The following is a 24,177-nucleotide window of genomic DNA, read 5'->3' as shown; positions in this document are numbered from 1 at the left end:
TTGTGATTGTTCTGACCGATCGGTCAATATGGTTTGAGCTTGAGACAAAATAGCGTGTCTTGCAAGTATTTACTGGACGCACTGATATGGGGCAAAGTAATTAAAAATGCAGGATTTTTGTGCAATAAGCGATGCTTATGCGCCTTCTAAAGCGTTTGCAACCAAGTTTTCCAGGAAGTCTATCAATGACAGTCGAAACCGCACCAAACGAAAGTGCAAACCGTGAGCGAATAGAGCAGCGAATTCTAAATGCTGCCGAACAAATATTCTCAGTGCATGGCTATCGTGGGGCTAGCTTGCAAGCCATTGCTGATAAGGCGGAGCTGCCCAAAGCTAACATTCTGTATTATATGGGCAGCAAGCAGGCGCTCTATGTTCGATTGCTCAATCGTATGATGCGGCGCTGGAATGCCGTTCTTGAGAACATAACGCCGGAGAGCGATCCCGGTGAAGTGCTTAGCGATTTTATTCGCACTAAAATAGTGCTGGGGCAGCGCTACCCTGATGGTTCAAAATTGTTTGCGGCAGAAATATTAGCCGGGGCGCCTTTCCTGGATGAGTATCTCGCCGGTGAGCTGCGTGATTGGGTGGCATCTCGTGCAGCGATTATTCGACAGTGGTCCCTGCAGGGGAAAATGGATGATGTAGATCCACGCTGGCTGATTTTTTTAATCTGGTCGGCGACTCAGCATTACACTGAATATAGTGCTCAGATAACCCGGGTGCTAGGGCGCGATGCCTTGAATGAGGAAGACCTCGCCTCAATTACCCAGTTTCTGGAACACGTTATTTTGAAAGGATGTGGTATCTCCCTGCTAGCTTCTTCCCAAGCATCTTCTGCAGCGAATTGATGTTATGAATGCATTGCCCATCGAGGAGCATCTGGAGGCCATACAAGCGGGCCTTGAAAATCATAACCGACTAATTCTCATGGCGCAGCCGGGCGCGGGAAAGACTACGCGTGTTCCTCTGATGCTCTTGACCAGTGAGTGGGCGGCTGGACAAAAAATATTATTGCTTGAACCGCGTCGCGTAGCCGCTCGATTAGCGGCAAGTTTTATGGCGCAAGCGCTAGGTGAAACGGTAGGTCAAACGGTTGGTTACCGGATGCGCGGGGAGAGCTGTACTGGCTCAAATACTCGGCTAGAAGTTATTACGCAGGGTGTTTTGCTGCGAATGCTGCAAGAAGATCCGCTGCTGGAGGGCGTGTCGGGCATCATTTTTGATGAGTTTCATGAGCGCAGCTTAGAAGCGGATGTGGGGCTGGCGTTCGCGCTGGATGTTCAAGCTAGTGTACGTGATGACTTACGCCTGCTGGTAATGTCAGCAACGCTTGATGTGAATGCATTACGGCAGGTAATAGGCGAGCATACGCCGCTAATTGTTAGTGAAGGGCGTCAATACCCGGTCGCTACCTATTATCGACCCGCTCAGGCAAACGAAAAAATCGAGCAGACGGCGCTTAGAGTCGTGGAAGAGGCCCTAGGCGATTCAAATGCTCGTGATTTACTGGTCATTCTCCCCGGCGTGTCCGAGATAGAGCGCCTGATTCAAGCCCTTCGCCAATCTCTGCCGGACATAGCGGTAAGCGCATTACATGGCCGAATGACCATTGCCGAGCAGCGGGCTGCGCTAGTAGCAGAGAATTCGCAGCGCCGCGTTATTGTGTCTACCGCTATTACGGAGTCAAGCATAACGGTGGATGGTGTGAATGTGGTTATTGATGCGGGGCTTGAGCGTGTGCCTTTATTTCAACCTCGTACAGGATTAACGCGCTTAACCACCCGGCGCGTTAATCGTGCCAGTGCAGACCAGCGCCGTGGGCGGGCGGGGCGCCAGTGCCCGGGTGTCTGTTTTCGTTTATGGTCTCAAGAGCAGCCGTTGGTCGCTCACGGCGAACCCGAAATTTTCCAGGCGGATTTGTCGAGCACTGTGCTTGAACTGGCACGCTGGGGCGTGGATTCACCCGATAAGCTTTGCTGGGTTTCAGCTCCGCCTAAAGGGGCGTGGCAGAGTGGTCAGGCACTGCTTGTCCAGCTGGGGTTGTTGGATGAGCAACATAAGCTCACATTGTTAGGTCGGCGCTGCGCGCGCTGGCCTCTATCGCCACGCCTTGCCGTCATGATGGAGCGCTCGGAAGCGCTAGAGGCCACCCCCCTGGCGTGTGGCTTGGCCGCATTGCTTGAAAGCTGTGAAAGCAATGATCGCTCTTTTCAAAAAGCACTTAGTCAGCGCTTTGATCAACCCAAGCAGTTCCCTGTATGGGCGCAGGAAGCCAGGCGGCTCGCCAAACAGGCGCATGCTGCATTGAATCGGATCGACTTGGCCCCATTAGGTAGGCTGTTGACATTGGCTTATCCGGACCGGATAGGTCAGCAAATTACGCCGGGGCGATTTCAGCTCGCCTCAGGAAAAACGGCGGTAGTTTCGTTAAACGACCCGCTGGCGCATCAGCCGTATCTTATTGTGGCAAGTCTGGAGAGTGCCTCAAGCGAAGCCAAAATATACGCGGCTGAACCACTAACACTTGAGGCATTAATAGAGCTTTATCCTGAGCGAGTGAAGTGGCAGACACGCGTCACATGGTCTGAAGAACAGGGACGGCTGATCGGTGAGAAGGTCCAGGCCTATGGTGCTTTGACGATAGCCAGGCACCCTTTAGCTACGCTGCCTAAAGACGCTGTAGTAGAGGCCTTGCTAAATGCCGTAAGCCAGCGGCCAGCGTTGTTACATTCCCAAGCGTTGGAGCAGCTGCAGGGGCGGATAGCGCTGCTGCGCGAGACATTGGGTAAGCCGTGGCCAGACTGGTCTACCGCGGCGCTAGTAGATTCGCTAAGCCATTGGCTTGCCCCCTACTTAACCGATATAACGCGGCTTTCCCAAGTTGAAAAACTACCGCTTCATCACTATCTGCTGAATACCCTGACATGGGATCAGCAAAATGAAATGGAGCGGCTGGCACCTCAAGCCTTGATAGTGCCTAGCGGTAAATCTACGGTTATTGACTATTCGCCCTGTTTGGCGCATCAATCCCCGGTGCTGGCGTTAAAGCTTCAGGAAGCCTTTGGTTGGCGTGATACGCCCACTGTGGTTGAGGGGCGCATTGCTTTAACGGTTCATCTACTCTCGCCCGCGCGCCGGCCACTTCAAGTGACCCAGGATTTGCTAGGCTTTTGGCTTAATGGGTACCCAGAGGTACGTAAAGAGATGCGTGGCCGCTATCCAAGGCATCCGTGGCCTGACGATCCACTCGCTGCAAAGGCAACAGCCACCACTAAAAAACGTAAATAAGCGTATAGCGATTAGGTGCTCAGTGGGTGGGGCTATTTAAACGCTACGGTTGTTATTCGGGGATTTCACCCGGGGTGCGATAACGAACGCCATCAGCTTGCTGCTCTTCAAAGCGTTTGTTTTCATCTTCAGGGGCGACACCTAGCACCGTTTCCTTTGAGCCATCCGGCCAAGTGTAAGTGGTGCAGCCAGCGAGAGAAGCCAAGGTCATGAACGCCACGAGGGCCACTATCCCTGTGGTGAGGGGGTACTTCTGCATATATTGCTCCCATTGTTGCCCGACCCTATTAGGAATGGCCAGGATCATTGATAAAATTATAGATTGATAGTCAGTGAATTATAGATCGCCAATAAGGTTAACGCTTTGTTAAAAAGCTACCTATTAATCACGAAAGCGTAGCGAATAACCAATAATATCTATACTTATTTTATTTGCAGCTAGCCTGTGCGAAATGCGCATCGGGCTCGCCAGTTTTCATGGCCAGTTCTCATGGAAAGCTCAACGCTGAAATCATAAAGTGGCCCGCTATGAGGAGGGCAAATGTTTGTAGTAAGACAATGAGCACGTTTTAAGGCTTCAGGTCGATCATTTCGATTAGTGCTAATATAAGTTTTCAAGGATATATTTGGCGATCTAGGCTCGGTTTTCTGTATTAAAACCAAGGGTATTGCCATTGCTAATGAGTGTAAGGATACATCATGCAAGCATCGTTAGAGAGGCGCTTAAAGTGGCTTTTGCGCTTATCACTTTTAGGAACGTTACTGACAGTTTTAGTCATTTTAGTGGGCGCATGGACGCGACTAGTCGATGCTGGACTGGGTTGCCCTGATTGGCCAGGCTGCTATGGGCGCCTGTTGGTACCTGATAATGATCACGCTGCGTTACACCATCCTGATGTCCCTCTGGATGCCTCTAAAGCCTGGGTTGAAATGATCCATCGTTATATTGCAACGCTACTTGGCATCTTGGTAGTGAGCGTTTTAGCGCTTGGTTGGCCATTCAGGAAACATCCCCAATATCCTTGGTTTATTAGCATAGCGCTACTTGCCACTATTTTAGTACAAGGTGCATTTGGGGCTTTTACCGTCACGCTAAAACTTTGGCCGCAAGTAGTGACGTTACATCTACTTGGTGGATTAAGCGTGCTGCTGTTATTTCTCTGGCTGCATCTAAGGATAAGAGGTGTCGCCGAGCAAAAGCTGCTCAATGTCCAACGGCTAAATATTTGGTGGGGGATGGCTGTAGGGCTGTTAATTGTGCAGCTTGCATTGGGCGGATGGGTTACCAGTAATTACGCGGGTATTGCCTGCCAGGATATTCCTACCTGTAATGGTCAATGGTGGCCCGCCATGGATATTAGCGAAGGTTTTCATGTGACCCAAACAGTAGGGCCTAATTACTTACACGGGCAATTACATGCCGAAGCTAGAGTTGCCATCCACTTTATCCACCGTATGGGAGCGCTACTGTTAGGCATTGCGTTGCTGATGCTTTGGTATCGACATCGACGCGCTTGTCATGTTGCAGGTCCGCTAGGCTTAGTGGTAGCAATTTATGTTTTTCAAGCGCTGCTGGGAATGGCCAACGTGCTGATGTGGCTGCCGTTATGGCTAGCTTTGCTGCATACAGCCGGTGCCGTTTTACTGACGGTTAGCTTATTATGGGCATGGTGGCGTTGGCGATTGAGTAAGGAGGAAAACTACACTGCTCAAGCTGATTTATATTCTTCCCATCCTCCTGTGCCTTCATAAAAAATTGTAAGAAAGATCAGGTTTATTACTAATTTTGGTGGTGTATGCCGCTGAATTATGGAAATTAACGGTTCAGTGCTAAATTGATGTACAATTTCTGTTAAGCTATTTTTAAAAGCGCAACTGGGAGTATTATGAATTCGATCAGCGCACTTGTAGCGCTAGCGTTAGCGCTTGCTGTCATTGTCGGCTTATCAATCTATGCCCTTAAGCTGCGTAAAGAGGTAAAGCGCCGCGAGGCCTTTCGCATAGATGAAGATCGTAGAGCCCAGCAAAACAGCCTGGAAAATCTGGATTACGTTACGAGTGCGTTGATTCAGGAGCAGGTCGAGATTACAGAAGGTGCATGGCGCTGTAAGGTGCTGCTTGAAATCGTTGACCCCAGTCTTACCGAGCGGCCGGATTTTCAGGCATTTGCCGATGTTTATAACCGTACACGGCATCTAAAAACACATTCGGCACGTGCGAAATTAACACCACGCGAGCGCATGGCTGAAGATAAACAGCGCTTAGCGGTTGAGGACGAGATGCGTCCGGCTGTTTTGGCTGCGGCCGAGGCCGTTATAAAATGGCGTGCAAAAGGGCCTTCTGCGTTACACTAGCTTGGAATTAATAAGACGATTTTATTTAAATTAATAGTGTAATGTGTTTTTTTGGTGCCGATTGTGGCAGCTTTGCTATGCTTGAGATGTCGATATTGGCAAGAAGTTGATATCTCGGCATTGTTGCCTTCTAGCGTTGAAACGTTAATGATAGGCGCACCGTTCAATGCCAAGCAGGGGAACGCCCGCGTGGTACTATTGAACAGGCGAAAAATGGATGCTCTCGCAATAAGAAGCATTGGATAGATTTGGTCATATGGCCATGTCAGCATTGGATCAAGAAGGAGTCTTGCATGAAAAAATCAACGACTGGCTTGCTAATCGGTTCCGCTCTAGTAGTGGGCCTATCAGGCTGTGCCACCTCGGCCAACCAATCATCTGGTCAAGCTAGCGCCAGCAGCGATCGTAGCTGGTACCAGCACCCGGCCGTTTGTGGTCTGGCGGGCAGTTTGATTGGCGGTAGCATTGGTTATGCCACTAGCGGCTCTTCTGATGAAGAAAGCGGTGCGGCAACTGGCGCTGTAGCGGGTGCCGCAATCGGTGGCCTGCTGTGTGCAGACCGTACACCTGAGCCTGTAGCGCCCCAGTGCCCGAGCTACGGTGAAGTGCCTGCTGGCGTTGCAGTTGACGCTCAAGGCTGCCCGCTAGATTCTGACAACGACGGCGTGCCGGACTACCGTGATCAGTGCCCAGGTACTCCTGCTGGTGTTGAAGTTGACGCTGTAGGCTGCCCGCTTGACTCCGATAACGACGGCGTGCCGGACTACCGTGACCAGTGCCCCAATACGCCAGCTGGCACCGAAGTGAACGCGCTGGGTTGCCCAGACAGCGTTGTTCTTAACGACGTTAACTTCGAATTCGATTCAGCTCAGCTGACTGCTAATGCCCGCAATATCCTAAACGGTGTTGCAGAACGTCTGGTTAACAACCCTGACGTACGCGTTAGCATTGAAGGCCATACTGATTCACGCGGTAGTGCTGAGTACAACAAAGACCTGTCTCAGCGTCGTGCTGAATCTGTTACCACCTACCTCGCTCAGCGTGGCGTAGGCGCAAACCGTATGCGTGCAGTTGGCTTCGGCGAAGAGCGTCCGGTCGCTTCTAACGAGACTGATCAAGGTCGCGCGCAAAACCGTCGTGTTGAACTTGATGAGTGGAACTAAGACGTAGCTCTTTAGCGCGGTTGTTATAACGCTAATGGTTGCGTAGTAAGTAATAAAGTAAGTAACGACGGGAGGCGCAAGCCTCCCGTTTTTATTTTCCGCCGCGCTTAAGTCTGGTAGGCTAAGCGCGTATTTTTTGTATTGTTTTTACGCCTACGATCATTGATAGCGAAATGTGATCCTTGGTATGGATCACCACTGCGCTCAAGGAATATCTGAATGCCTATTGTGACACTACCTGACGGTAGCGAAAGAACCTTTGAAGCGCCGCTTTCCATCATGCAGCTTGCAGAGTCCATTGGCCCTGGTTTGGCCAAGGCATGCATAGCCGGGCGGATCGATGGCGTGCTGGTAGATGCCGCCGACCTGATTGAGCGTGACGCGGATGTTGCTATTATTACCGCGCGTGATCCTGAAGGCGTGGAAATTATTCGCCACTCCTGCGCGCACTTGATTGGTCACGCAGTGAAGCAGCTTTATCCCGATGCCAAGATGGCGATCGGGCCGGTGATCGAAAACGGCTTTTATTATGATATTGATTTTGGCCGCTCAATTACCCCAGAAGATTTAGATGCCATCGAAAAGCGGATGCAAGATTTAATTGAGCGTGAATACGATGTAGTGCGTGAATATGTGGATCGTGATAAAGCGATGGCAACGTTCGCGCAGCGTGACGAAACTTATAAGCAGGAAATCATTCACGATATTCCTGAAGGCGCAGACATTCGGCTTTATCATCATGAAGAGTACACGGATATGTGCCGTGGTCCTCATGTGCCTAATACTCGTCATCTAAAAGCATTCAAGTTGACCAAGCTTGCCGGGGCCTACTGGCGAGCGGATGCTTCAAATGCCATGCTAACCCGCATTTACGGGACCGCCTGGGGCGATAAGAAGCAGCTAAAAGCCTATTTGAAGCGCCTTGAAGAAGCTGAGAAGCGCGATCACCGCAAGCTTGCCCGTCGCCTTGATCTCTTCCATATGCAGGAAGAAGCACCGGGAATGGTGTTTTGGCACCCGAATGGTTGGGCGCTATGGCAGCAGGTCGAGCAGTACATGCGAGGCGTTTATAAAGAAGGTGGCTATCAGGAAATTCGCTGCCCTCAAGTAATGGACGTGTCGCTTTGGAAAAAGTCCGGGCACTGGGATAACTACGCTGACGGTATGTTCTTTACCGAATCCGAAAAGCGTGAGTATGCGCTTAAGCCGATGAACTGCCCCGGCCATGTGCAGGTGTTCAATTCCGGGCTGCGCAGCTATCGCGAACTGCCTGTACGGTTTGGCGAGTTTGGTGGATGCCACCGTAACGAGCCTTCCGGTGCATTGCACGGTATTATGCGTGTTCGAGCCTTTACTCAGGATGACGGGCATATTTTCTGTACCGAAGCCCAGGTCGAGCCCGAAGTTACTAACTTTCATCGTCAGGCGTTGAAGGTTTATACCGATTTTGGATTTGAAGACATTGCCATTAAAATTGCTCTGCGCCCAGAAAAGCGTATTGGCAGTGACGATGTTTGGGATCAGGCTGAAGATGCCCTACGTGGTGCGTTAACAGCCTGTGGCGTCGAATGGCAGGAACTTCCTGGCGAAGGCGCGTTCTATGGTCCCAAGATTGAATACCACATGAAAGATTGCTTGGGGCGCGAGTGGCAGGTTGGTACCATGCAGGTTGATTTCATGATGCCTGAGCGCCTGGGTGCTCAATATGTGACCGAAGAGGGTGAGCGCAAGCCGCCGGTTATGTTGCATCGTGCAATTGTGGGCTCTATGGAGCGTTTCATTGGTATCTTGATTGAACATTATGCTGGCGCTATGCCATTATGGTTAGCACCTCAGCAGGCGGTAGTGATGATAATCACCGATGCGCAGCGTGATTATGCGCTTGAATTAGAGCAACGCCTGCAAAAAAGTGGCTTACGGGTCAAAGCGGACTTGAGGAACGAGAAGATCGGCTTTAAAATCCGTGAGCATACGTTACAGAAAATTCCCTATCTTCTTGTGGTGGGAGATAAGGAAGTCGAAGCTGACTCAGTGGCCGTGCGAACTCGCAGCGGCGAAAACCTCGGCACTATGACAATCGATGCACTCATTGAACGTCTTAATGCAGAGCGAGCAGCCCTGGCGACATCGTCAATTGCCTAAGGAGACGGAACGATCAAGCGAAGCAACCAGCGCGGGCGTCCAGCAGACAAACGCCCACCAATGAACGAGCGAATTACCGAAGAAGAAGTGCGTCTAATCGATGCTGAAGGTGAGCAGTTGGGTGTTGTGCCCACCACTGAAGCAATCGAACGTGCGGAAGCTGCCGGTTTAGACCTTGTGCAAATTTCGAATGCCGATCCCATCGTCTGTAAGATTATGGATTACGGTAAATTCGTTTTTGAGACGAAGAAGCAGAAAGCGGCTCAAAAGAAAAAGCAAAAGCAAATCCAGGTCAAGGAAGTTAAATTCCGTCCTGGCACCGATGAGGGCGATTATCAGGTAAAATTGAAAAACCTGATTCGCTTTTTGGAAGGTGGTGACAAGGGTAAGGTCACATTGCGCTTCCGTGGTCGCGAAATGGCGCACCAGGACATCGGCCGCAAGCTGATGGAGCGGATCGCGGCAGACCTGGAAGAGATCGGAGCGGTGGAGTCTTTCCCGAAAATGGAAGGCCGCCAGATGATCATGATTCTTGCCCCGAAAAAGAAGTGATCCAGCGGCGAAACCAACGGGCCATCGCGTAGGCGATGGTCGGCCCTGGATTTTCTAAAAAATATCGAGCGGAGTTTTCTCATGCCGAAAATCAAAAGCAACAGCGGCGCTGCAAAGCGCTTTAAAAAGACCGCTAATGGCTTTAAGCACAAGCAGTCTTTCCGTAGCCACATCTTGACCAAGAAATCGACTAAGCGTAAGCGTCAGCTGCGTGGTATGAAGCAGATTCATGCTTCTGACAAAGCGTTGATCCAACGCATGCTGCCGAACCTATAAGTCGAATTTTCTTGTCTGAGTGCTTTAAGCCTCAGCTATAAAGTCAGGAGTGTGTTATGACCCGTGTTAAGCGTGGTGTAGTGGCCCGTCGTCGCCATAAAAAAGTATTGAAGCAGGCTAAAGGTTACTACGGTGCCCGTTCGCGTGTTTTCCGTGTAGCTAAGCAGGCCGTTATTAAAGCGGGCCAGTATGCTTATCGTGACCGCCGTAACCGTAAGCGTCAGTTCCGTGCGCTGTGGATTCAGCGTATTAACGCTGCTGCGCGCATCAACGGTATGTCTTACAGCCGCTTTGTTGGCGGTTTGAAGAAAGCCGGTATCGAAATTGACCGTAAAGTATTGGCTGATCTGGCTGTACACGAAAAAGCTGCTTTTGCTGCTATCGTGGAAAAAGCCAAGGCTGCCCAATAACGTCATACGCTGCGCGACTGCCAGCGTGAATTGACGAAGGTCATTTCAGTGTGACCCGCAGGGGAAGAGCAGCCGCTCTTCCCCTGTTTTTTTGTCACCTTCAACGTGCTACACCCTCATTACGAGGGAACCGCTTAATTCGGAGTGAAACGGATGGACCACCTTCCTACTCTGGTATCTGAGGCTCGTGATGCCATCCAGGCCTCGCAAGATGTCGCTGCGCTAGAGGAATTGCGAGTTCGCTACCTGGGCAAAAAAGGCGAAGTAACTGCTTTGCTGAAAGGCTTGGGTAAACTATCGGCTGAAGAGCGTCCGGCTGCCGGTGAGCGCATCAACCAGGCCAAGCAGACCTTGGCAAGTGAAATTGATGCCAAGCGTCAGCAGCTTGAAACCACTGCACTAAACGCGCGTTTGGCGGCTGAGCGAATCGACGTTACGTTACCCGGCCGTCATCAGGCGAGCGGCGGATTGCATCCCGTAACACGCACGCTTGAGCGTATTGAAAGCTTGTTTACGCGCATTGGCTATGACGTTGCGGTAGGCCCTGAAATTGAAGATGATTATCACAATTTCGAGGCGCTCAACATTCCAGCTCATCACCCTGCGCGCGGCATGGCCGATACGTTTTATTTTGATGCAACGCGTCTGCTGAGAACACATACGTCGCCGGTACAGGTGCGTACCATGAAAGAGAGCGAGCCACCGATTCGTATTGTGTGCCCCGGGCGCGTTTATCGCAGTGACTCCGATTTGACTCATACACCCATGTTTCATCAGGTTGAAGGATTGCTGGTGGACGAAGGGGTCAGCTTTGCCGACCTGAAAGGTACAATCGAAGATTTCCTGCAGGCGTTTTTTGAGCGTGATGATCTTTCTGTGCGCTTCCGGCCTTCATACTTCCCGTTTACTGAGCCTTCTGCCGAAGTCGATATTCAGTGCGTCATGTGTAGTGGCTCAGGATGCCGTGTCTGTTCGCACAGCGGTTGGCTTGAAGTGATGGGCTGCGGCATGGTGCACCCAGAAGTATTCCGTCATTCAGGTATTGATACTGAACGCTATACCGGCTTTGCCTTTGGTATGGGGGCTGAGCGCCTGGCGATGCTGCGTTACGGTGTGAACGACCTGCGTTTGTTCTTTGAAAATGACCTGCGCTTCTTGCGCCAATTCGCTTAAGACCGCTGCCGAACACAGGAACGATCATGAAATTTTCAGAACAGTGGCTGCGCGAATGGGTATCGCCGCAGCTGGACACGCAGGCGATTGCAGATCAGATCACCATGGCCGGCTTAGAGGTCGATGCCGTTGAGACGGTAGCCGCTGCGTTTAGTGGCGTTGTCGTGGCTGAAGTGCTTACCAAAGAGAGGCACCCTGACGCCGATAAGTTAAACGTTTGTACCGTAAACGATGGTACCGGCGAGCCGGTGCAAGTGGTTTGCGGTGCGGCCAATGTCGATATCGGTCAGAAAATACCGTTCGCTCAGGTGGGCGGTGTCTTGCCTGGCGATTTTAAAATTAAAAAGGCAAAACTGCGTGGCGTTGAATCACGCGGCATGATTTGTTCAGCATCAGAGCTTGGGCTTGAGGAAGATACCTCGCCGGGTATTTTGGTACTGGCGGATTCTGCACCTGTTGGCGTCGATTTCCGTGAGTATATGCACCTCAATGATATGACCATTGAGGTAGATCTCACGCCTAACCGTGGCGACTGTTTAAGCGTTAAAGGCCTGGCCCGTGAAGTGGGTGTGCTTAACCGTCTGGCCGTAACGCCGCCGGTTATTGAACCCGTTGCGCCGTTAATTGACGACACCTTTGCTATTAGCGTTGAAGTGTCTGAGCAGTGCCCTCGCTATATTGGCCGTGTTATCAAGGGCATCAATGTAAAAGCAGAAACACCGCTCTGGATGGGAGAGCGCCTGCGTCGTAGCGGTATTCGCTCCATCGACCCTGTGGTTGATGTTACCAACTACGTTATGCTTGAGCTCGGGCAGCCGATGCATGCATTTGATCGCGATAACCTGAACGGCCGCATCATTGTACGCATGGCGAAAGAGGGCGAGCGGTTAACGCTGCTGGATGGTCAAGACGTTGCCCTGCGCCCTGAAACGCTAATGATTGCGGATGAAGCGGGGCTGCTTGCCATGGCGGGTGTCATGGGCGGAGAAAATTCAGGGGTCAACGAAACCACCCAGTCGATTTTCTTGGAGTCGGCCTTTTTCACGCCGCTGGCTATTGCCGGTCAGGCGCGCTCCTACGGCCTGCATACGGATGCGTCACACCGCTTTGAGCGTGGCGTGGATCCTGAGCTTGCTAAAGTGGCCGTTGAACGGGCAACACGCTTGCTGATCGAAATCTGCGGCGGTCAACCAGGGCCTGTCACTGAATGCGTCAGTGAATCTGATGTGCCTGCTCCACGCACTATTTTACTGCGTGAAGCGCGCCTGGAAAGTGCGCTTTCCAAGAAGCTCGCCACCGATGACGTCACTGATATTCTGACGCGATTGGGGCTTGAGGTAAGTCTTCAGGCAGAAGGTTGGTCCGCTGTTGCGCCTAGCTGGCGGTTCGATGTCGCGATTGAAGAAGACCTGATCGAAGAGATCGCTCGGATTCATGGTTACAATAATCTGCCCGTTCGCCGCCCGGCTGCGCGATTAGCGCTACGTTCTAGTGATGAAGCAACGCTGACCCAGGCGCAACTGCGTCGCCAAATGGTCGCTCGTGGTTTCCAAGAGGCGATTACTTATAGCTTTGTTGCTCCCGAGCTTCAGGCCGCTATACTGCCTGATGCCGTCTCTCCGGTACTTGCCAATCCTATCTCCGCCGATCTGTCGGTGATGCGGGCAAGTTTGTTTCCAGGCCTTGTGCGGGCGATGGAGCATAATTTAAATCGCCAGCAGACCCGTGTACGGTTATTTGAGACGGGCTTGGTATTTAATGGCGAATTAGATCAGCTTTCTCAGGTGCCCATGATGGGTGCGTTAGTCTGTGGCACTCGGGAAACCGAAGGCTGGACCGGCTCGAAAGAGCGCATCGACTTTTACGATCTAAAAGGGGATCTAGAAAGTCTTTTAGCTTTGGGGGGTAACCCTGATGCCTGGCGTTTTGAACCCGCTGAGCATTCGGCGCTGCACCCCGGACAAAGTGCCGAGATACTGTGTAATGGTGAGCATGCTGGCTGGATTGGCACACTGCACCCGCAAGTACGCGCCAAACTTGGCCTGAAAGTAGACGCTGTACTGTTTGAGGTCCGGCTGGATACCCTAAGCCAAGGCCAGATTCCCGCCTTTGAAGCCTTGTCGCGTTATCCTGAAGTGCGTCGCGATTTAGCTTTCATCGTTAAAAGCGCAGTGCCCGTGCAGGCCTTGCTGGATTGCGCCAAAGAAAAAGCCGGTGATTACTTAAAAGACATTACGCTATTTGATGTCTATGCTGGTAAAGGCGTGGCGGACGACCATAAGAGTATTGCTTTAGGCTTGACCTGGCAGCATCCTTCACGCACGCTAAACGACGAAGAAATCAACCAGTTGGTAGATTCCATCGTGACACAAGTGCGTGTCCAGTTGGAGGCTGAGCTACGCGGCTGACAATAATATGCCACGACACGACGCTTATCACGTTCTTGGCAATGCGTTTGCTATAAGGAGGTCCCTATGGGTGCGTTGACCAAAGCAGAGTTGGCAGAGCATTTACATACTGAGCTGGCACTATCTAAGCGAGAAGCAAAAGCCATGGTCGAAGCTTTTTTTGAAGAGATTCGAGCCTGCTTACGAGAAAATGAACAGGTCAAGCTGTCAGGGTTTGGCAACTTTGACCTGCGTGATAAGCGTGAGCGGCCAGGGCGCAACCCTAAAACCGGTGAAGAAATACCTATTTCTGCTCGCCGGGTGGTAACGTTTCGTCCAGGCCAAAAGCTAAAGCAGCAAGTCGAGCATTACGTGCAAAACAAGTAGTGCTTGATAGGAAGGGAAGTAGCGCTTGATAGGGATAGTGCTTAATAGGGATCGCATTGCTATTAGACTGTCTCGGCTATACAAACGGAGTGCTTCTAAGCACTCCGTTTTTTTACAGTGGTAAAAGACGTGGTTATGACGATTGGCCGCATCCGCAGTAGAGCGCTAAGAAGCACATGTGAGCGTAGGGGTAGGAAAATCGGCTGCGTTGCCGACGGTGAACCCCGCGCCATCAAAATGGGTCGTATAAGCAAGCTATGTTAATATCTTGTACAAATTCAGACGGCTATTTGCAAGGCAGCGGATTGGCGCCGTGAACATGAAAGGTGATAGCAATAATGCCTCAATTAAAGATATTGGTTGGTACGATGTACGGTGGCGCTTTAGATGTGGCTGAGCAGGTAAAGCCACTCTTTGAGCAAGCCGGATTCGGCGTTGACATTGTTGAGCAGCCCACGCTTGATGATTTGACAAGCGATGAGGATATTTCATTGTTTGTGATTTCAACAACCGGTAATGGTGATTTTCCCGGTAATTTCGTTCCTTTTGTGCGTGGCCTGAGTGATAAAAGCCCTGCACTTACGGGACTTCGCTATGGTCTGATTGCGTTAGGGGATAGCTCCTATGGCGATACTTTCTGCGGCGCTGGCAGAAAGCTGGATAGCCTGCTTGAAGATCACGGTGCGCGTCGGATGGGTGAGCGGTTGGAAGTAGATGCCATGGAAACCTTTATGGCCGATGACGCTGCGGTACCTTGGGTCGAGGAATGGATCGAAGAGCAGCAGATAAAGGTAGCCTAACGATGCAGCAAACAACGCCTTATTCAGCTGAGCGCGTCAGCGTTGCGCTGGGGCTATGTGTAGTGATGCTGGCATCTTTGCCACGCTTTATGGCGGGCGGACATAGCACCCGTCAAACACTGATTATAATGGCGGTAGTTTTCGTAGCTGCTGCCGCAATAGCGCAATGGCGCCTATTAACCAGCGATAGTCGACGGAAACTGCCTAGGCTGGGTATTCGGTTTGCGCTAATGCTTGTCATCGGCGCAGTGATTATGGGTATCTGGCACGCAATTTTTACCACCTGGATTAGCTGGCAAGTGTTTATATCTCATGCGGCTACCTGCGGCTTGTTAATTCATGCGGTAAGCCTATGGTGGGGACATGAACGCCGCAGGTAATCCATAGCTGGCTAAATAGGCAGATTATAAAGGCGCCTTTTTAAGCGCCTTTATACTGTGTTTGGTAGGCATGATGCTGTTTAGCAGGCATGAGTGGTTCATTGGTAGTGAAGCGTTCAGTTCGCTTCGAGTAATTCAGCAAAGTGGCTGGCCGGCTGGGGTTTGGCTATATAAAATCCTTGAATAAAGTCGATAGCGTATTCTCCCAGCAGATTCCATTGCTGCTCCGTTTCAACGCCTTCGGCGACTACTTTTAAACCCAGTTCACGGGCAAGGCTTGCAATCGCTGCAACAATGGTACGGCTGCTGTTTTCTTGTGGGTGCAAGGCCTCAATAAAACTGCGATCTATTTTAAGGCTATGGGCGGGAATGTTATGCAAATAGCTTAGTGAGGAATAGCCTGTGCCAAAATCATCCAGCGCAATACCACAACCCAATGCACGTAATTGTTTGAGCAGGGTCGCTCCCTCTGCTTCGCGGTTAAGCAGTATGCTTTCGGTTAGCTCAAAGGTGATCAAAGCGGGGGAAAGCTGGCTATCACGTAATTTCTGAGTAATATGATTAACGAAATTGGACTGCCAAAACTGAGCGGTGGAAAGATTAATGGCCACAGAGATTAGTTTTTTTCCTGTAGCCTTCCATGCCCGCATGTCAGCAAGTACCAGGTCGATTACCTTTTCGCCTAACGGCAAAATTAAGCCTGAGCGTTCTGCAAGAGGAATAAACTCACCCGGTGGTATCAGGCCGCGCTGTGGATGTCTCCAGCGAACGAGCGCCTCGGCAGAGGCGAGCCGGCGATTGTTGCGCTGAACTAGCGGCTGATAAGCCATGTATAAGCCTTCGCCGGTTTCAACCGCGTTACGCAAGGCCGTTTCCATGCTTAATTGGTCACGCGCCTGCTGATCGACAGCCGCCTGATATAGGCGATAGGTATTTCGCCCTTCACGTTTGGCACGATACATTGCTGCGTCGGCATGCTGGATTAATGCTTCAGAAGTGCTGCCGTCATCAGGGTAAAGGCTGATGCCCAAACTGGAGCCAATGCGAAAACTGTGGCCGTGTAACGAATAAGGTGCGCCGACGGCGTCAATTAATCGTTGGGCAACGGAAGAGGCTTCGGAAAAACCGTTAATATTAGGCAGTAATGCAATAAATTCGTCTCCGCCCAGTCGGGCGAGCGTATCATCTTCGCGTAGTTTAGCCGTCATACGCTCGGCAACACTTAACAGAAGGTCATCTCCTAGGGCGTGTCCCAGTGTGTCGTTTACCTGCTTGAAATGGTCCAAATCGATAAATATCACCGCCAGCTGTTCTGTGGCGCGATGGGCGTGGCGAATAGCCAGAGTGATGCGATCTTCAAGCAGGCGACGATTGGGTAGCCGGGTTAACACATCGTAGTAGGCCAAGTGGCGAATCTGCTCTTCGTTTTCACGCATGTGCGTGATATCTAAAAAGAGTCCGGCGTAGTGCTGTGTTATGCCCATGTCATCGCGAATAGCCGTGATGGTCAGTAGCTCAAGATATAGCTCACCCGATTTACGCCGATTCCATACCTCGCCTCGCCAATAGCCATCTGCTTTTAGGGTATTCCACATTTGCTCATAGAACGCTGCATCTTGCCGGCCTGAACCTAGCACGTTTGGCGTCTTGCCCAGTACATCATCCAGGCTATAGCCGGTTAGGTGGGTGAAGGCAGGATTCACAAATTCAATACATGCTGCAGCATCGGTAATGATAATTCCTTCCAACGATGAATCAATTACTCGCTCTGCCAACTGCAGGTTTTGATTCGAGCGCGCCAGCGCTTGATCGCGTTGCTTAAGGGCATCGCGTAAGTCGGCAAGATACAAGTATTCAGCGCCGTGAAGTATGTCGGAAAATCCAAGCAAGCCGATGATATCGCCATCGTTATTGTGAACAGCTAAGTGGCGTACACGGTGATCAATCAAAAGATCCCGTGCGTTGATTAATGGTGCGGTTGCCTCAATAGAGATCAATGGCTGACTAGCCAGATACTTCACCGGGGTATCATCGGACTGATTGGCGATAAACGATACGATGTCACGCTCAGTAATAATGCCGAGCTGATCATTGCATAGAATAATCGCAGCATCTTGATGGTGATTGCGCATTTGTAATGCAGCTTCCGCCAAATTTAGCGAGCCATCAATTATTAGTGGGTTGCATCGCATGGCAGCATGTACTTCGCGAAGGCGAAGGTAGGGCTCTAGTCCCTGATTAACGGCAATATCGGTTTGCGATAAAATCCCGATTGGCTGCTGTTCTTCATTAATGATCAGGAGATGGCGAAGCTTGTGGGTATTGAGAAGGAGAGTCGCTTCGCTTAGCAACATTTGATGCGTTGCGGTATATACCGGTGCAGACATAAAATCAGCGATAGGCCGCATGAGGGCAGAGGGCGTATCGAAATTAATTGTTAGGGCGTCATGCTCTGTCCAGATACCCACAGCTTTTTGATTTTCCATAATGACAATGGAGCTACAGTGACGCTCGGTCATGCGTTTTGCAGCCTGGTAAAGGGGAGTGTCGGCTGCGCAGTGCAAAATGCTGGTTTGCATGATGCGTGAAATGGGTAAATCTTGATGAATAGTCATGAGTATCGTTACGATAGCCAGTAAAGGTTGCTAAGTTGTAGGTAGCATACCGTATTGAGCAAATAATTCTTTGGCCAAGGTCTAAAAGTAATAAATTAGTCACTTATTCCCTTGTAATTAATCGCTGTGCCCCCATCTTGCGAGCATGGCGCTTGCCACCTTGCGCTAGGGTTCATAAAATTGCCCCTTAGAATTTATTTAAACACAGTTAACATAACGCCCAGCCGCTAGAGGACAATTCATGCAAGTTTCCGTCGAGACGACCTCCCAGATCGAACGCCGTATTACTATTCAAGTACCGGCTGCCGAAATCGACGAGGCTGTCAGTGCTCGCCTGATAGACACCGCGAAAAACGTGCGCCTGAATGGTTTTCGTCAAGGCCGGGTGCCGATGTCCGTCGTTCGTCAGCGCTACAGCGACAGCGTCCGCAGTGAAGTGGTGGGTGAGGTGATGCGCGAGCGCTATGTACGTGCGATCACCGAAGAAGGCCTTAATCCGGCTGGCTACCCCCAGATCGAGCCCCAGGTTAACCAGACTGGCAAAGATCTAGAATTTGTAGCGATCATGGAAATCTACCCCGAGGTTGAGCTGACATCGATTGAAGGTACCGATGTTGAGCGCCCGGTGGTTAGCGTAAGCGATGCTGACGTTGATGAAATGATTGAAACACTGCGCAAACAGAATGCTGATTGGCAGGAGACTGATGCGCCGGCAGCTGATGGCGATCAGGTGACTATCGATTTCCAGGGTTTCCTGGGCGATGAGCCGTTTGAAGGTGGTAGTGCAGAAGGCCACTCCTTGGTTATTGGCTCCAACAGCTTTATTCCAGGCTTTGAAGAGCAGCTGATCGGTGCTAAAGCCGGCGAAGATAAAACCATTAAAGTGACCTTCCCAGAAGATTACCAAGCCGAACACTTGGCTGGTAAGGAAGCAAGCTTTAACGTTACGGTTCATAAAGTCAGCACACAGAAACTACCTGAAATTGATGATGCCTTCATTGAACGCTTCGGCGTTGAAGATGGCGACCAGGAAAAATTCCGCGCTGAAATTAAGAAAAACATGACTCGTGAAGCGACGCAGGCCGTCGATAATCGTGTTAAGCAGCAAGTGCTGGACGCGCTGAAAAAAGCCAATGACATCATGGTGCCGAGCGCACTGGTTCAGCAAGAAACCGATGCCATGAAGCGTCAAGCGGCACAGCAGTTCGGTCTGGGAGAAGACTTCGATGTTAGTCAGCTGCCCAATGAGCTTTTCGAAGAGCAGGCTAAAGGCCGCGTTCAGGTAGGCCTTCTGCTGGCTGAAGTAATCAAAGCTAATGAGCTTGACGCTGACGATTCTGCTATAAAAGCGAAAGTAGAAGAGCTTGCCGAGCAGTACCAGGATCCTTCCGAGGTTGTTGAGTACTACATGAGCAACGATCAGCTGAAAACTCAGGTAAAATCTGCCATTCTCGAAGAGAAAGCGGTAGACAAGCTGCTTGAGCAAACGAACGTTAAAGATGTTGAAATGTCTTATCAGGAAGCACTAGCTGCCGCTCAGCAACAGGCTGAGCAAGACGAGGGTGCTGAAGAAGGCGAGAAAGCGGACGCCTAAGTTACCCCATCAGCGCGGCGCACCGTTTGCGGTGCGCCTTTCCCTTACCGGACGCAAGGAATCACCTTAATGAGTGAATTTGATATTCAAAACGCCGGCGGTTTAGTGCCCATGGTGGTTGAGCAGAGCGCCAAAGGGGAAAGAGCCTATGATATTTACTCGCGTCTGCTGAAAGAACGCGTGATTTTCCTGGTTGGCCCTGTTGAAGACTACATGGCTAACCTGGTGGTCGCTCAGATGTTGTTCCTTGAATCGGAAAATCCCGATAAGGATATCCACCTTTACATCAACTCACCGGGCGGATCGGTAACTGCAGGTATGTCGATTTATGACACAATGCAGTTTGTTAAGCCCGATGTATCAACCGTGTGCATTGGTCAAGCGGCCAGCATGGGCGCACTGCTGTTAACAGCCGGTGCGGCAGGCAAGCGTTATTGCCTTCCCAACTCGCGCGTTATGATTCATCAGCCGCTGGGTGGCTATCAGGGGCAGGCTTCTGATATCGAAATCCACACCCGTGAGATTTTAGGTATCCGCGAGAAGCTCAATCAGATTTTGGCGCACCATACCGGCCAGGATTTAGAAACGGTTGCCCGTGATACTGATCGTGATAACTTTATGAGCGCCAATAAAGCTCAAGAGTATGGCTTGATTGACGCAGTGCTGGATAAGCGGCCTACATCCTGATAGCGTGATGAGGTTTTGCTTTTCTAACGAGCTTTTATGGCGGTGTAAGCCGCCGCAGTGACAGAGGTACGCGAATGGCCGACGGCAAAGGCAAGGACGAAGGTGGCAAACTGCTTTACTGCTCGTTTTGCGGAAAAAACCAAAACGAAGTGCGTAAGCTAATTGCTGGTCCGTCCGTATATATCTGCGATGAGTGTGTCGACTTATGTAATGACATCATTCGCGAGGAAGTTCTCGAAGCCGATGCCGAGAGCGATGAGGAGCGTTTACCTACGCCTCGCGAAATACGTCATACCCTGGACGACTACGTCATCGGACAAGACCGCGCCAAGATGGTGCTGTCTGTAGCGGTTTATAACCACTACAAGCGTCTTAAAACGGATGTGCGTGATGGCGATGTAGAACTAGGTAAATCCAATATTCTGCTCATCGGCCCGACAGGTAGCGGTAAAACGCTGCTGGCGGAAACCATGGCGCGTTTATTGAACGTACCTTTCACCATTGCGGATGCAACAACGCTGACCGAAGCAGGTTATGTGGGTGAAGATGTTGAAAACATCATCCAAAAACTGCTGCAAAAATGCGACTACGATGTAGAGAAAGCCGAGCGCGGCATTGTTTACATTGATGAAATCGACAAAATTTCACGCAAGTCAGATAACCCGTCCATTACACGTGATGTATCGGGCGAGGGCGTGCAGCAGGCGCTACTCAAACTGATTGAGGGCACCACGGCCTCTGTACCGCCTCAAGGCGGGCGTAAGCATCCACAGCAGGAATTTGTTCAGGTTAATACTGGCAATATTCTGTTCATTGTGGGCGGTGCTTTCGCTGGGCTGGATAAGGTTATCCGTGACCGTGCTGAAAAAGGCGGCATCGGGTTCAATGCCAGCGTAAAAAGCAAAGAGTCATCGCGCGGTGTGGGCGAGCTGTTAGCGGATGTCGAACCTGAGGATCTGGTGAAATTTGGTTTGATTCCAGAGTTCGTTGGTCGTCTTCCGGTGATCGCGACGCTAACCGAGCTTACCGAAGATGCGCTGGTGCAGATTTTGACAGAGCCTAAAAACTCTCTCATCAAGCAGTATGCGAAGCTCTTCGAAATGGAGGGCGTAACGCTTGAGTTCAGAGATGAAGCGTTGCGGGCGGTTGCTGGCAAGGCAATGGAGCGTAAAACAGGTGCACGTGGCCTACGCTCGATCCTTGAATCAGTATTGCTTGACACCATGTATGAAATTCCTTCATTGGAAAACGTCAGCAAGGTGGTTATCGATGATTCGGTAATTGCTGGTGAAAGCGAGCCGCTTTTAGTGTACTCAAAGCAGGAAGAAGCGAAGGTTGATGGCACTGATGGCTAGTAATGAATCAATAGCCGCGGCCTAGCTTTAAGCGCTTGCGCCATTTCGAGGGGTCGCCTAGGCGGCCCCTCGTTGTTCATAAGGTGTCACTGCGTAGCATGCTCTACACTGCGTAGTACTTTTCATACAGTGATGTACTTGGCTAAGCGTTTTATCGAGTACTCATCCGATTTGTTGAGGAACGTCTGCGATGCAGCAGAACGCCGAACAGACTCAATGTCTACCCCTATTACCATTGCGGGATGTCGTGGTTTACCCGCAGATGGTTATCCCGCTATTTGTGGGTCGTGAAAAGTCGATCCAAGCGCTTGAAGTGGCGATGGAAGCTGATAAGCGTGTATTGCTGGTGGCTCAACGCGAAGCTTCCCAGGACGAGCCGGATAATGCTGATCTTTACGCCATGGGAACCGTGGCGGATATTATGCAACTGCTGAAACTGCCTGACGGCACTGTAAAAGTGCTGATAGAGGGCAGCTTTCGCGCAGATGTACTTGAGATCGAAGAGAACGAAGCGGGCTACACCCAGGCGCACCTGTCTCCGCGTGAGAGCGAGCCACTAAGTAGTCGCGAGCAGGAAGCGCTTGTGCGTGTGCTGCTTAATCAGTTCGAGCAATACGTCAAACTGTCCAAAAAAGTGCCTAACGAGGTGCTTAACTCGCTATCAGGTATTGAGGACCCAAGCCGTTTGGTGGATACCATCTGCGCTCACTTATCGCTGAAAATTGGCGATAAGCAAGAGCTTTTAGAGATGGATCGAGTGCGTGATCGCATCGAACACCTCATGGCGTTGATCGAGTCCGAAATTGATCTGCTTCAGGTAGAAAAGCGCATCCGCTCGCGGGTTAAAGAGCAGATGGAGAAAACACAGCGCGAGTACTACCTCAACGAGCAGATGAAGGCCATCCAGAAAGAAATGGGTGAGCTCGACAACGTGCCTAACGAGGCGGAAAAGTACGAGAAGGCAATCAAAGAGTCAGGCATGCCTCAAGAGGCCGCCGCTAAAGCGACTCAAGAGCTTAACAAGCTCAAAATGATGGCCACTAACTCTGCCGAGTCGACCGTTGTACGCTCCTACCTTGACTGGTTGATAGCAGTACCTTGGAAAAAACGCACGCGCGTGAAGCACGATCTAGTCAAAGCGCAAGAGGTGCTTGATGAGGATCATTACGGCCTGGAAGAAGTCAAGGCGCGCATTCTTGAGTACCTGGCCGTACAAAAGCGCGTTCGCAAGATGAAAGGCCCGGTGCTGTGTCTGGTAGGCCCGCCAGGGGTGGGTAAGACCTCTCTGGGTCAGTCGATTGCGCGGGCGACGAACCGCAAGTACGTGCGCTTGGCACTGGGCGGTGTACGCGATGAATCTGAAATCCGGGGGCACCGACGCACCTATATCGGTTCGCTGCCGGGCAAGCTAATGCAGCGCATGAGTCGTGCAGGTGTTAAGAATCCGCTCTTTTTGCTGGATGAAGTCGATAAGCTAGGCATGGATCACCGCGGAGACCCCGCTTCGGCGCTGCTTGAAGTGTTGGATCCAGAGCAGAACAACAGTTTCAGCGATCACTACCTTGAACTCGATTATGATCTCTCGGAAACGCTGTTTATCTGTACTGCCAACTCCATGAATATTCCTGGTCCGCTTTTGGACCGTATGGAAATTATTCGTCTGCCTGGCTACACCGAAGATGAGAAGCTGGCGATCGCACGGCGTTACCTGCTGCCTAAGCAACTTGCAGCTAATGGCTTGAAAACCGACGAGCTGGCGCTTCAAGATGACGCGCTGTTAGAGCTTATTCGTTACTATACGCGTGAAGCCGGTGTCCGGGAGTTAGAGCGGCAAATTGCGAAGGTGTGTCGTAAGGTACTTCGTGAGCGTCTTGAGAGTAAGGGGCTTGAAGAGCAGCAGGTTCTATCTGCCGAGCAGATTGAGACCTATGCGGGCGTAAGGCGCTACAGCTATGGTTTGGCAGAGCAGGATGATCAGATCGGCCGTGTGACAGGCCTTGCCTGGACATCGGTGGGTGGCGAGCTTTTAAGCATCGAGTCGGTGGTTACGCCGGGTAAAGGACGCATCCATAAAACCGGCTCGCTGGGCGATGTCATGAAAGAGTCGGTTAGCGCGGCGCAAACGGTTGTCAAAGCGCGCGCCAAAGGCTTTGGTATCGACCCTGCGCGGTTTGAGGTTGAAGACCTGCATATCCATGTGCCTGAAGGCGCGACGCCTAAAGATGGCCCCAGCGCGGGCGTGGCAATGGTTACGGCAATGGTCTCGGCCTATACACAGCTTGCGGTACGTTGCGATGTCGCCATGACCGGTGAAGTGAACCTGCGTGGTGAAGTTCTGCCGATTGGCGGCTTGAAGGAGAAATTGCTGGCAGCCCGCCGCGGTGGTATAAAGACTGTCTTGATTCCTGAAGAAAACCGTCGTGATCTCAAGGAAGTACCGGAAAATATCAAAGGGGCACTTGATATTCGTCCGGTACGCTGGATAGATGATGTATTGGCAGTGGCGTTAGTTAGTAATGAAAACGATGGAGGTGCTCCGTTAAAGAGCACTGAGTCATCGTTTGACGCCTCCGCCGTCGCCAATACCCATTAATTTTAAAGCCATTGGTCT

General features: G+C 51.1%; 20 protein-coding genes. 18 read left to right on the top strand and 2 right to left on the bottom strand.

Annotated elements, in window-relative coordinates; all coding sequences use genetic code 11:
* Window positions 1-185 precede the first annotated feature (185 nt).
* Window positions 186-851 carry a TetR family transcriptional regulator C-terminal domain-containing protein gene (locus INT33_RS14335; protein ID WP_193092223.1) on the top strand — a complete coding sequence of 222 codons (666 nt, stop codon included), beginning with the start codon at window positions 186-188 and terminating at the stop codon, window positions 849-851.
* A gap of 4 nt (window positions 852-855) precedes the next feature.
* Complete coding sequence (gene hrpB, locus INT33_RS14330; RefSeq protein WP_193092222.1) at window positions 856-3,291, top strand: ATP-dependent helicase HrpB; 2,436 nt, start codon at window positions 856-858, stop codon at window positions 3,289-3,291.
* Between the two features lie 52 nt (window positions 3,292-3,343).
* Here the strand turns inward: hrpB and INT33_RS14325 are convergent, their stop codons facing one another.
* A complete protein-coding gene (locus tag INT33_RS14325) occupies window positions 3,344-3,550 on the bottom strand; it encodes a hypothetical protein (protein WP_193092229.1) in 207 nt (68 codons plus the stop codon).
* A 440-nt stretch (window positions 3,551-3,990) separates the two neighbouring features.
* Here INT33_RS14325 and INT33_RS14320 point away from each other — a divergent pair, with 440 nt between their 5' ends.
* The 12 genes from INT33_RS14320 to INT33_RS14265 all read left to right on the top strand — a co-directional run bounded on the left by INT33_RS14320 (window position 3,991) and on the right by INT33_RS14265 (window position 15,315).
* Entirely contained in the window at window positions 3,991-5,043 is a 1,053-nt protein-coding gene (locus INT33_RS14320; protein ID WP_193092221.1) for a COX15/CtaA family protein, read from the top strand.
* A 134-nt stretch (window positions 5,044-5,177) separates the two neighbouring features.
* A complete protein-coding gene (locus tag INT33_RS14315) occupies window positions 5,178-5,645 on the top strand; it encodes a DUF2489 domain-containing protein (RefSeq protein ID WP_192538552.1) in 468 nt (155 codons plus the stop codon).
* 293 nt (window positions 5,646-5,938) lie between these two features.
* Window positions 5,939-6,808, top strand: a complete 870-nt coding sequence (locus INT33_RS14310) for an OmpA family protein (RefSeq protein WP_192538553.1) — start codon at window positions 5,939-5,941, stop codon at window positions 6,806-6,808.
* 219 nt (window positions 6,809-7,027) lie between these two features.
* Window positions 7,028-8,950: a threonine--tRNA ligase gene (gene thrS, locus INT33_RS14305; protein WP_192538554.1), complete on the top strand. Its 1,923-nt coding sequence runs from the start codon at window positions 7,028-7,030 to the stop codon at window positions 8,948-8,950.
* A gap of 60 nt (window positions 8,951-9,010) precedes the next feature.
* Window positions 9,011-9,502 (top strand): translation initiation factor IF-3, encoded by a 492-nt coding sequence (infC, locus tag INT33_RS14300; RefSeq protein ID WP_018916263.1) that lies wholly within the window; start codon window positions 9,011-9,013, stop codon window positions 9,500-9,502.
* Window positions 9,503-9,583: 81 nt separating this feature from the next.
* On the top strand, window positions 9,584-9,778 hold the full coding sequence (gene rpmI / locus INT33_RS14295) for a 50S ribosomal protein L35 (RefSeq protein WP_009724291.1): 195 nt from the start codon (window positions 9,584-9,586) through the stop codon (window positions 9,776-9,778).
* Window positions 9,779-9,834: 56 nt separating this feature from the next.
* Window positions 9,835-10,188 carry a 50S ribosomal protein L20 gene (gene rplT, locus INT33_RS14290; RefSeq protein ID WP_018916261.1) on the top strand — a complete coding sequence of 118 codons (354 nt, stop codon included), beginning with the start codon at window positions 9,835-9,837 and terminating at the stop codon, window positions 10,186-10,188.
* Between the two features lie 153 nt (window positions 10,189-10,341).
* A complete protein-coding gene (gene pheS / locus INT33_RS14285; protein WP_193092220.1) occupies window positions 10,342-11,361 on the top strand; it encodes a phenylalanine--tRNA ligase subunit alpha in 1,020 nt (339 codons plus the stop codon).
* Window positions 11,362-11,387: 26 nt separating this feature from the next.
* Window positions 11,388-13,769, top strand: a complete 2,382-nt coding sequence (gene pheT, locus INT33_RS14280) for a phenylalanine--tRNA ligase subunit beta (RefSeq protein WP_193092219.1) — start codon at window positions 11,388-11,390, stop codon at window positions 13,767-13,769.
* 66 nt (window positions 13,770-13,835) lie between these two features.
* Window positions 13,836-14,135, top strand: a complete 300-nt coding sequence (locus INT33_RS14275; RefSeq protein WP_018916258.1) for an integration host factor subunit alpha — start codon at window positions 13,836-13,838, stop codon at window positions 14,133-14,135.
* A gap of 338 nt (window positions 14,136-14,473) precedes the next feature.
* Window positions 14,474-14,935 (top strand): flavodoxin domain-containing protein, encoded by a 462-nt coding sequence (locus tag INT33_RS14270; protein ID WP_192538557.1) that lies wholly within the window; start codon window positions 14,474-14,476, stop codon window positions 14,933-14,935.
* Window positions 14,936-14,937: 2 nt separating this feature from the next.
* Window positions 14,938-15,315 (top strand): hypothetical protein, encoded by a 378-nt coding sequence (locus INT33_RS14265; protein ID WP_226940207.1) that lies wholly within the window; start codon window positions 14,938-14,940, stop codon window positions 15,313-15,315.
* A 116-nt stretch (window positions 15,316-15,431) separates the two neighbouring features.
* Here INT33_RS14265 and INT33_RS14260 read toward each other — a convergent pair whose 3' ends face one another.
* Entirely contained in the window at window positions 15,432-17,930 is a 2,499-nt protein-coding gene (locus INT33_RS14260) for an EAL domain-containing protein (protein ID WP_226940206.1), read from the bottom strand.
* Between the two features lie 241 nt (window positions 17,931-18,171).
* Between INT33_RS14260 and tig the strand changes: the two genes are divergently transcribed.
* From tig to lon, 4 genes are all read left to right on the top strand, one after another.
* Complete coding sequence (tig, locus tag INT33_RS14255; protein ID WP_193092218.1) at window positions 18,172-19,524, top strand: trigger factor; 1,353 nt, start codon at window positions 18,172-18,174, stop codon at window positions 19,522-19,524.
* A 69-nt stretch (window positions 19,525-19,593) separates the two neighbouring features.
* On the top strand, window positions 19,594-20,211 hold the full coding sequence (gene clpP / locus INT33_RS14250) for an ATP-dependent Clp endopeptidase proteolytic subunit ClpP (protein ID WP_192538559.1): 618 nt from the start codon (window positions 19,594-19,596) through the stop codon (window positions 20,209-20,211).
* 74 nt (window positions 20,212-20,285) lie between these two features.
* Window positions 20,286-21,566, top strand: a complete 1,281-nt coding sequence (gene clpX / locus INT33_RS14245; RefSeq protein ID WP_193092217.1) for an ATP-dependent Clp protease ATP-binding subunit ClpX — start codon at window positions 20,286-20,288, stop codon at window positions 21,564-21,566.
* A gap of 190 nt (window positions 21,567-21,756) precedes the next feature.
* Complete coding sequence (gene lon, locus INT33_RS14240; protein WP_193092216.1) at window positions 21,757-24,159, top strand: endopeptidase La; 2,403 nt, start codon at window positions 21,757-21,759, stop codon at window positions 24,157-24,159.
* Window positions 24,160-24,177: the final 18 nt, after the last annotated feature.

The sequence above is a fragment of the Halomonas colorata genome, from assembly GCF_014897985.1.
In the GTDB taxonomy this organism is placed as follows: domain Bacteria; phylum Pseudomonadota; class Gammaproteobacteria; order Pseudomonadales; family Halomonadaceae; genus Vreelandella; species Vreelandella colorata.
This window is presented reverse-complemented; position numbering and strand designations above follow the sequence as displayed.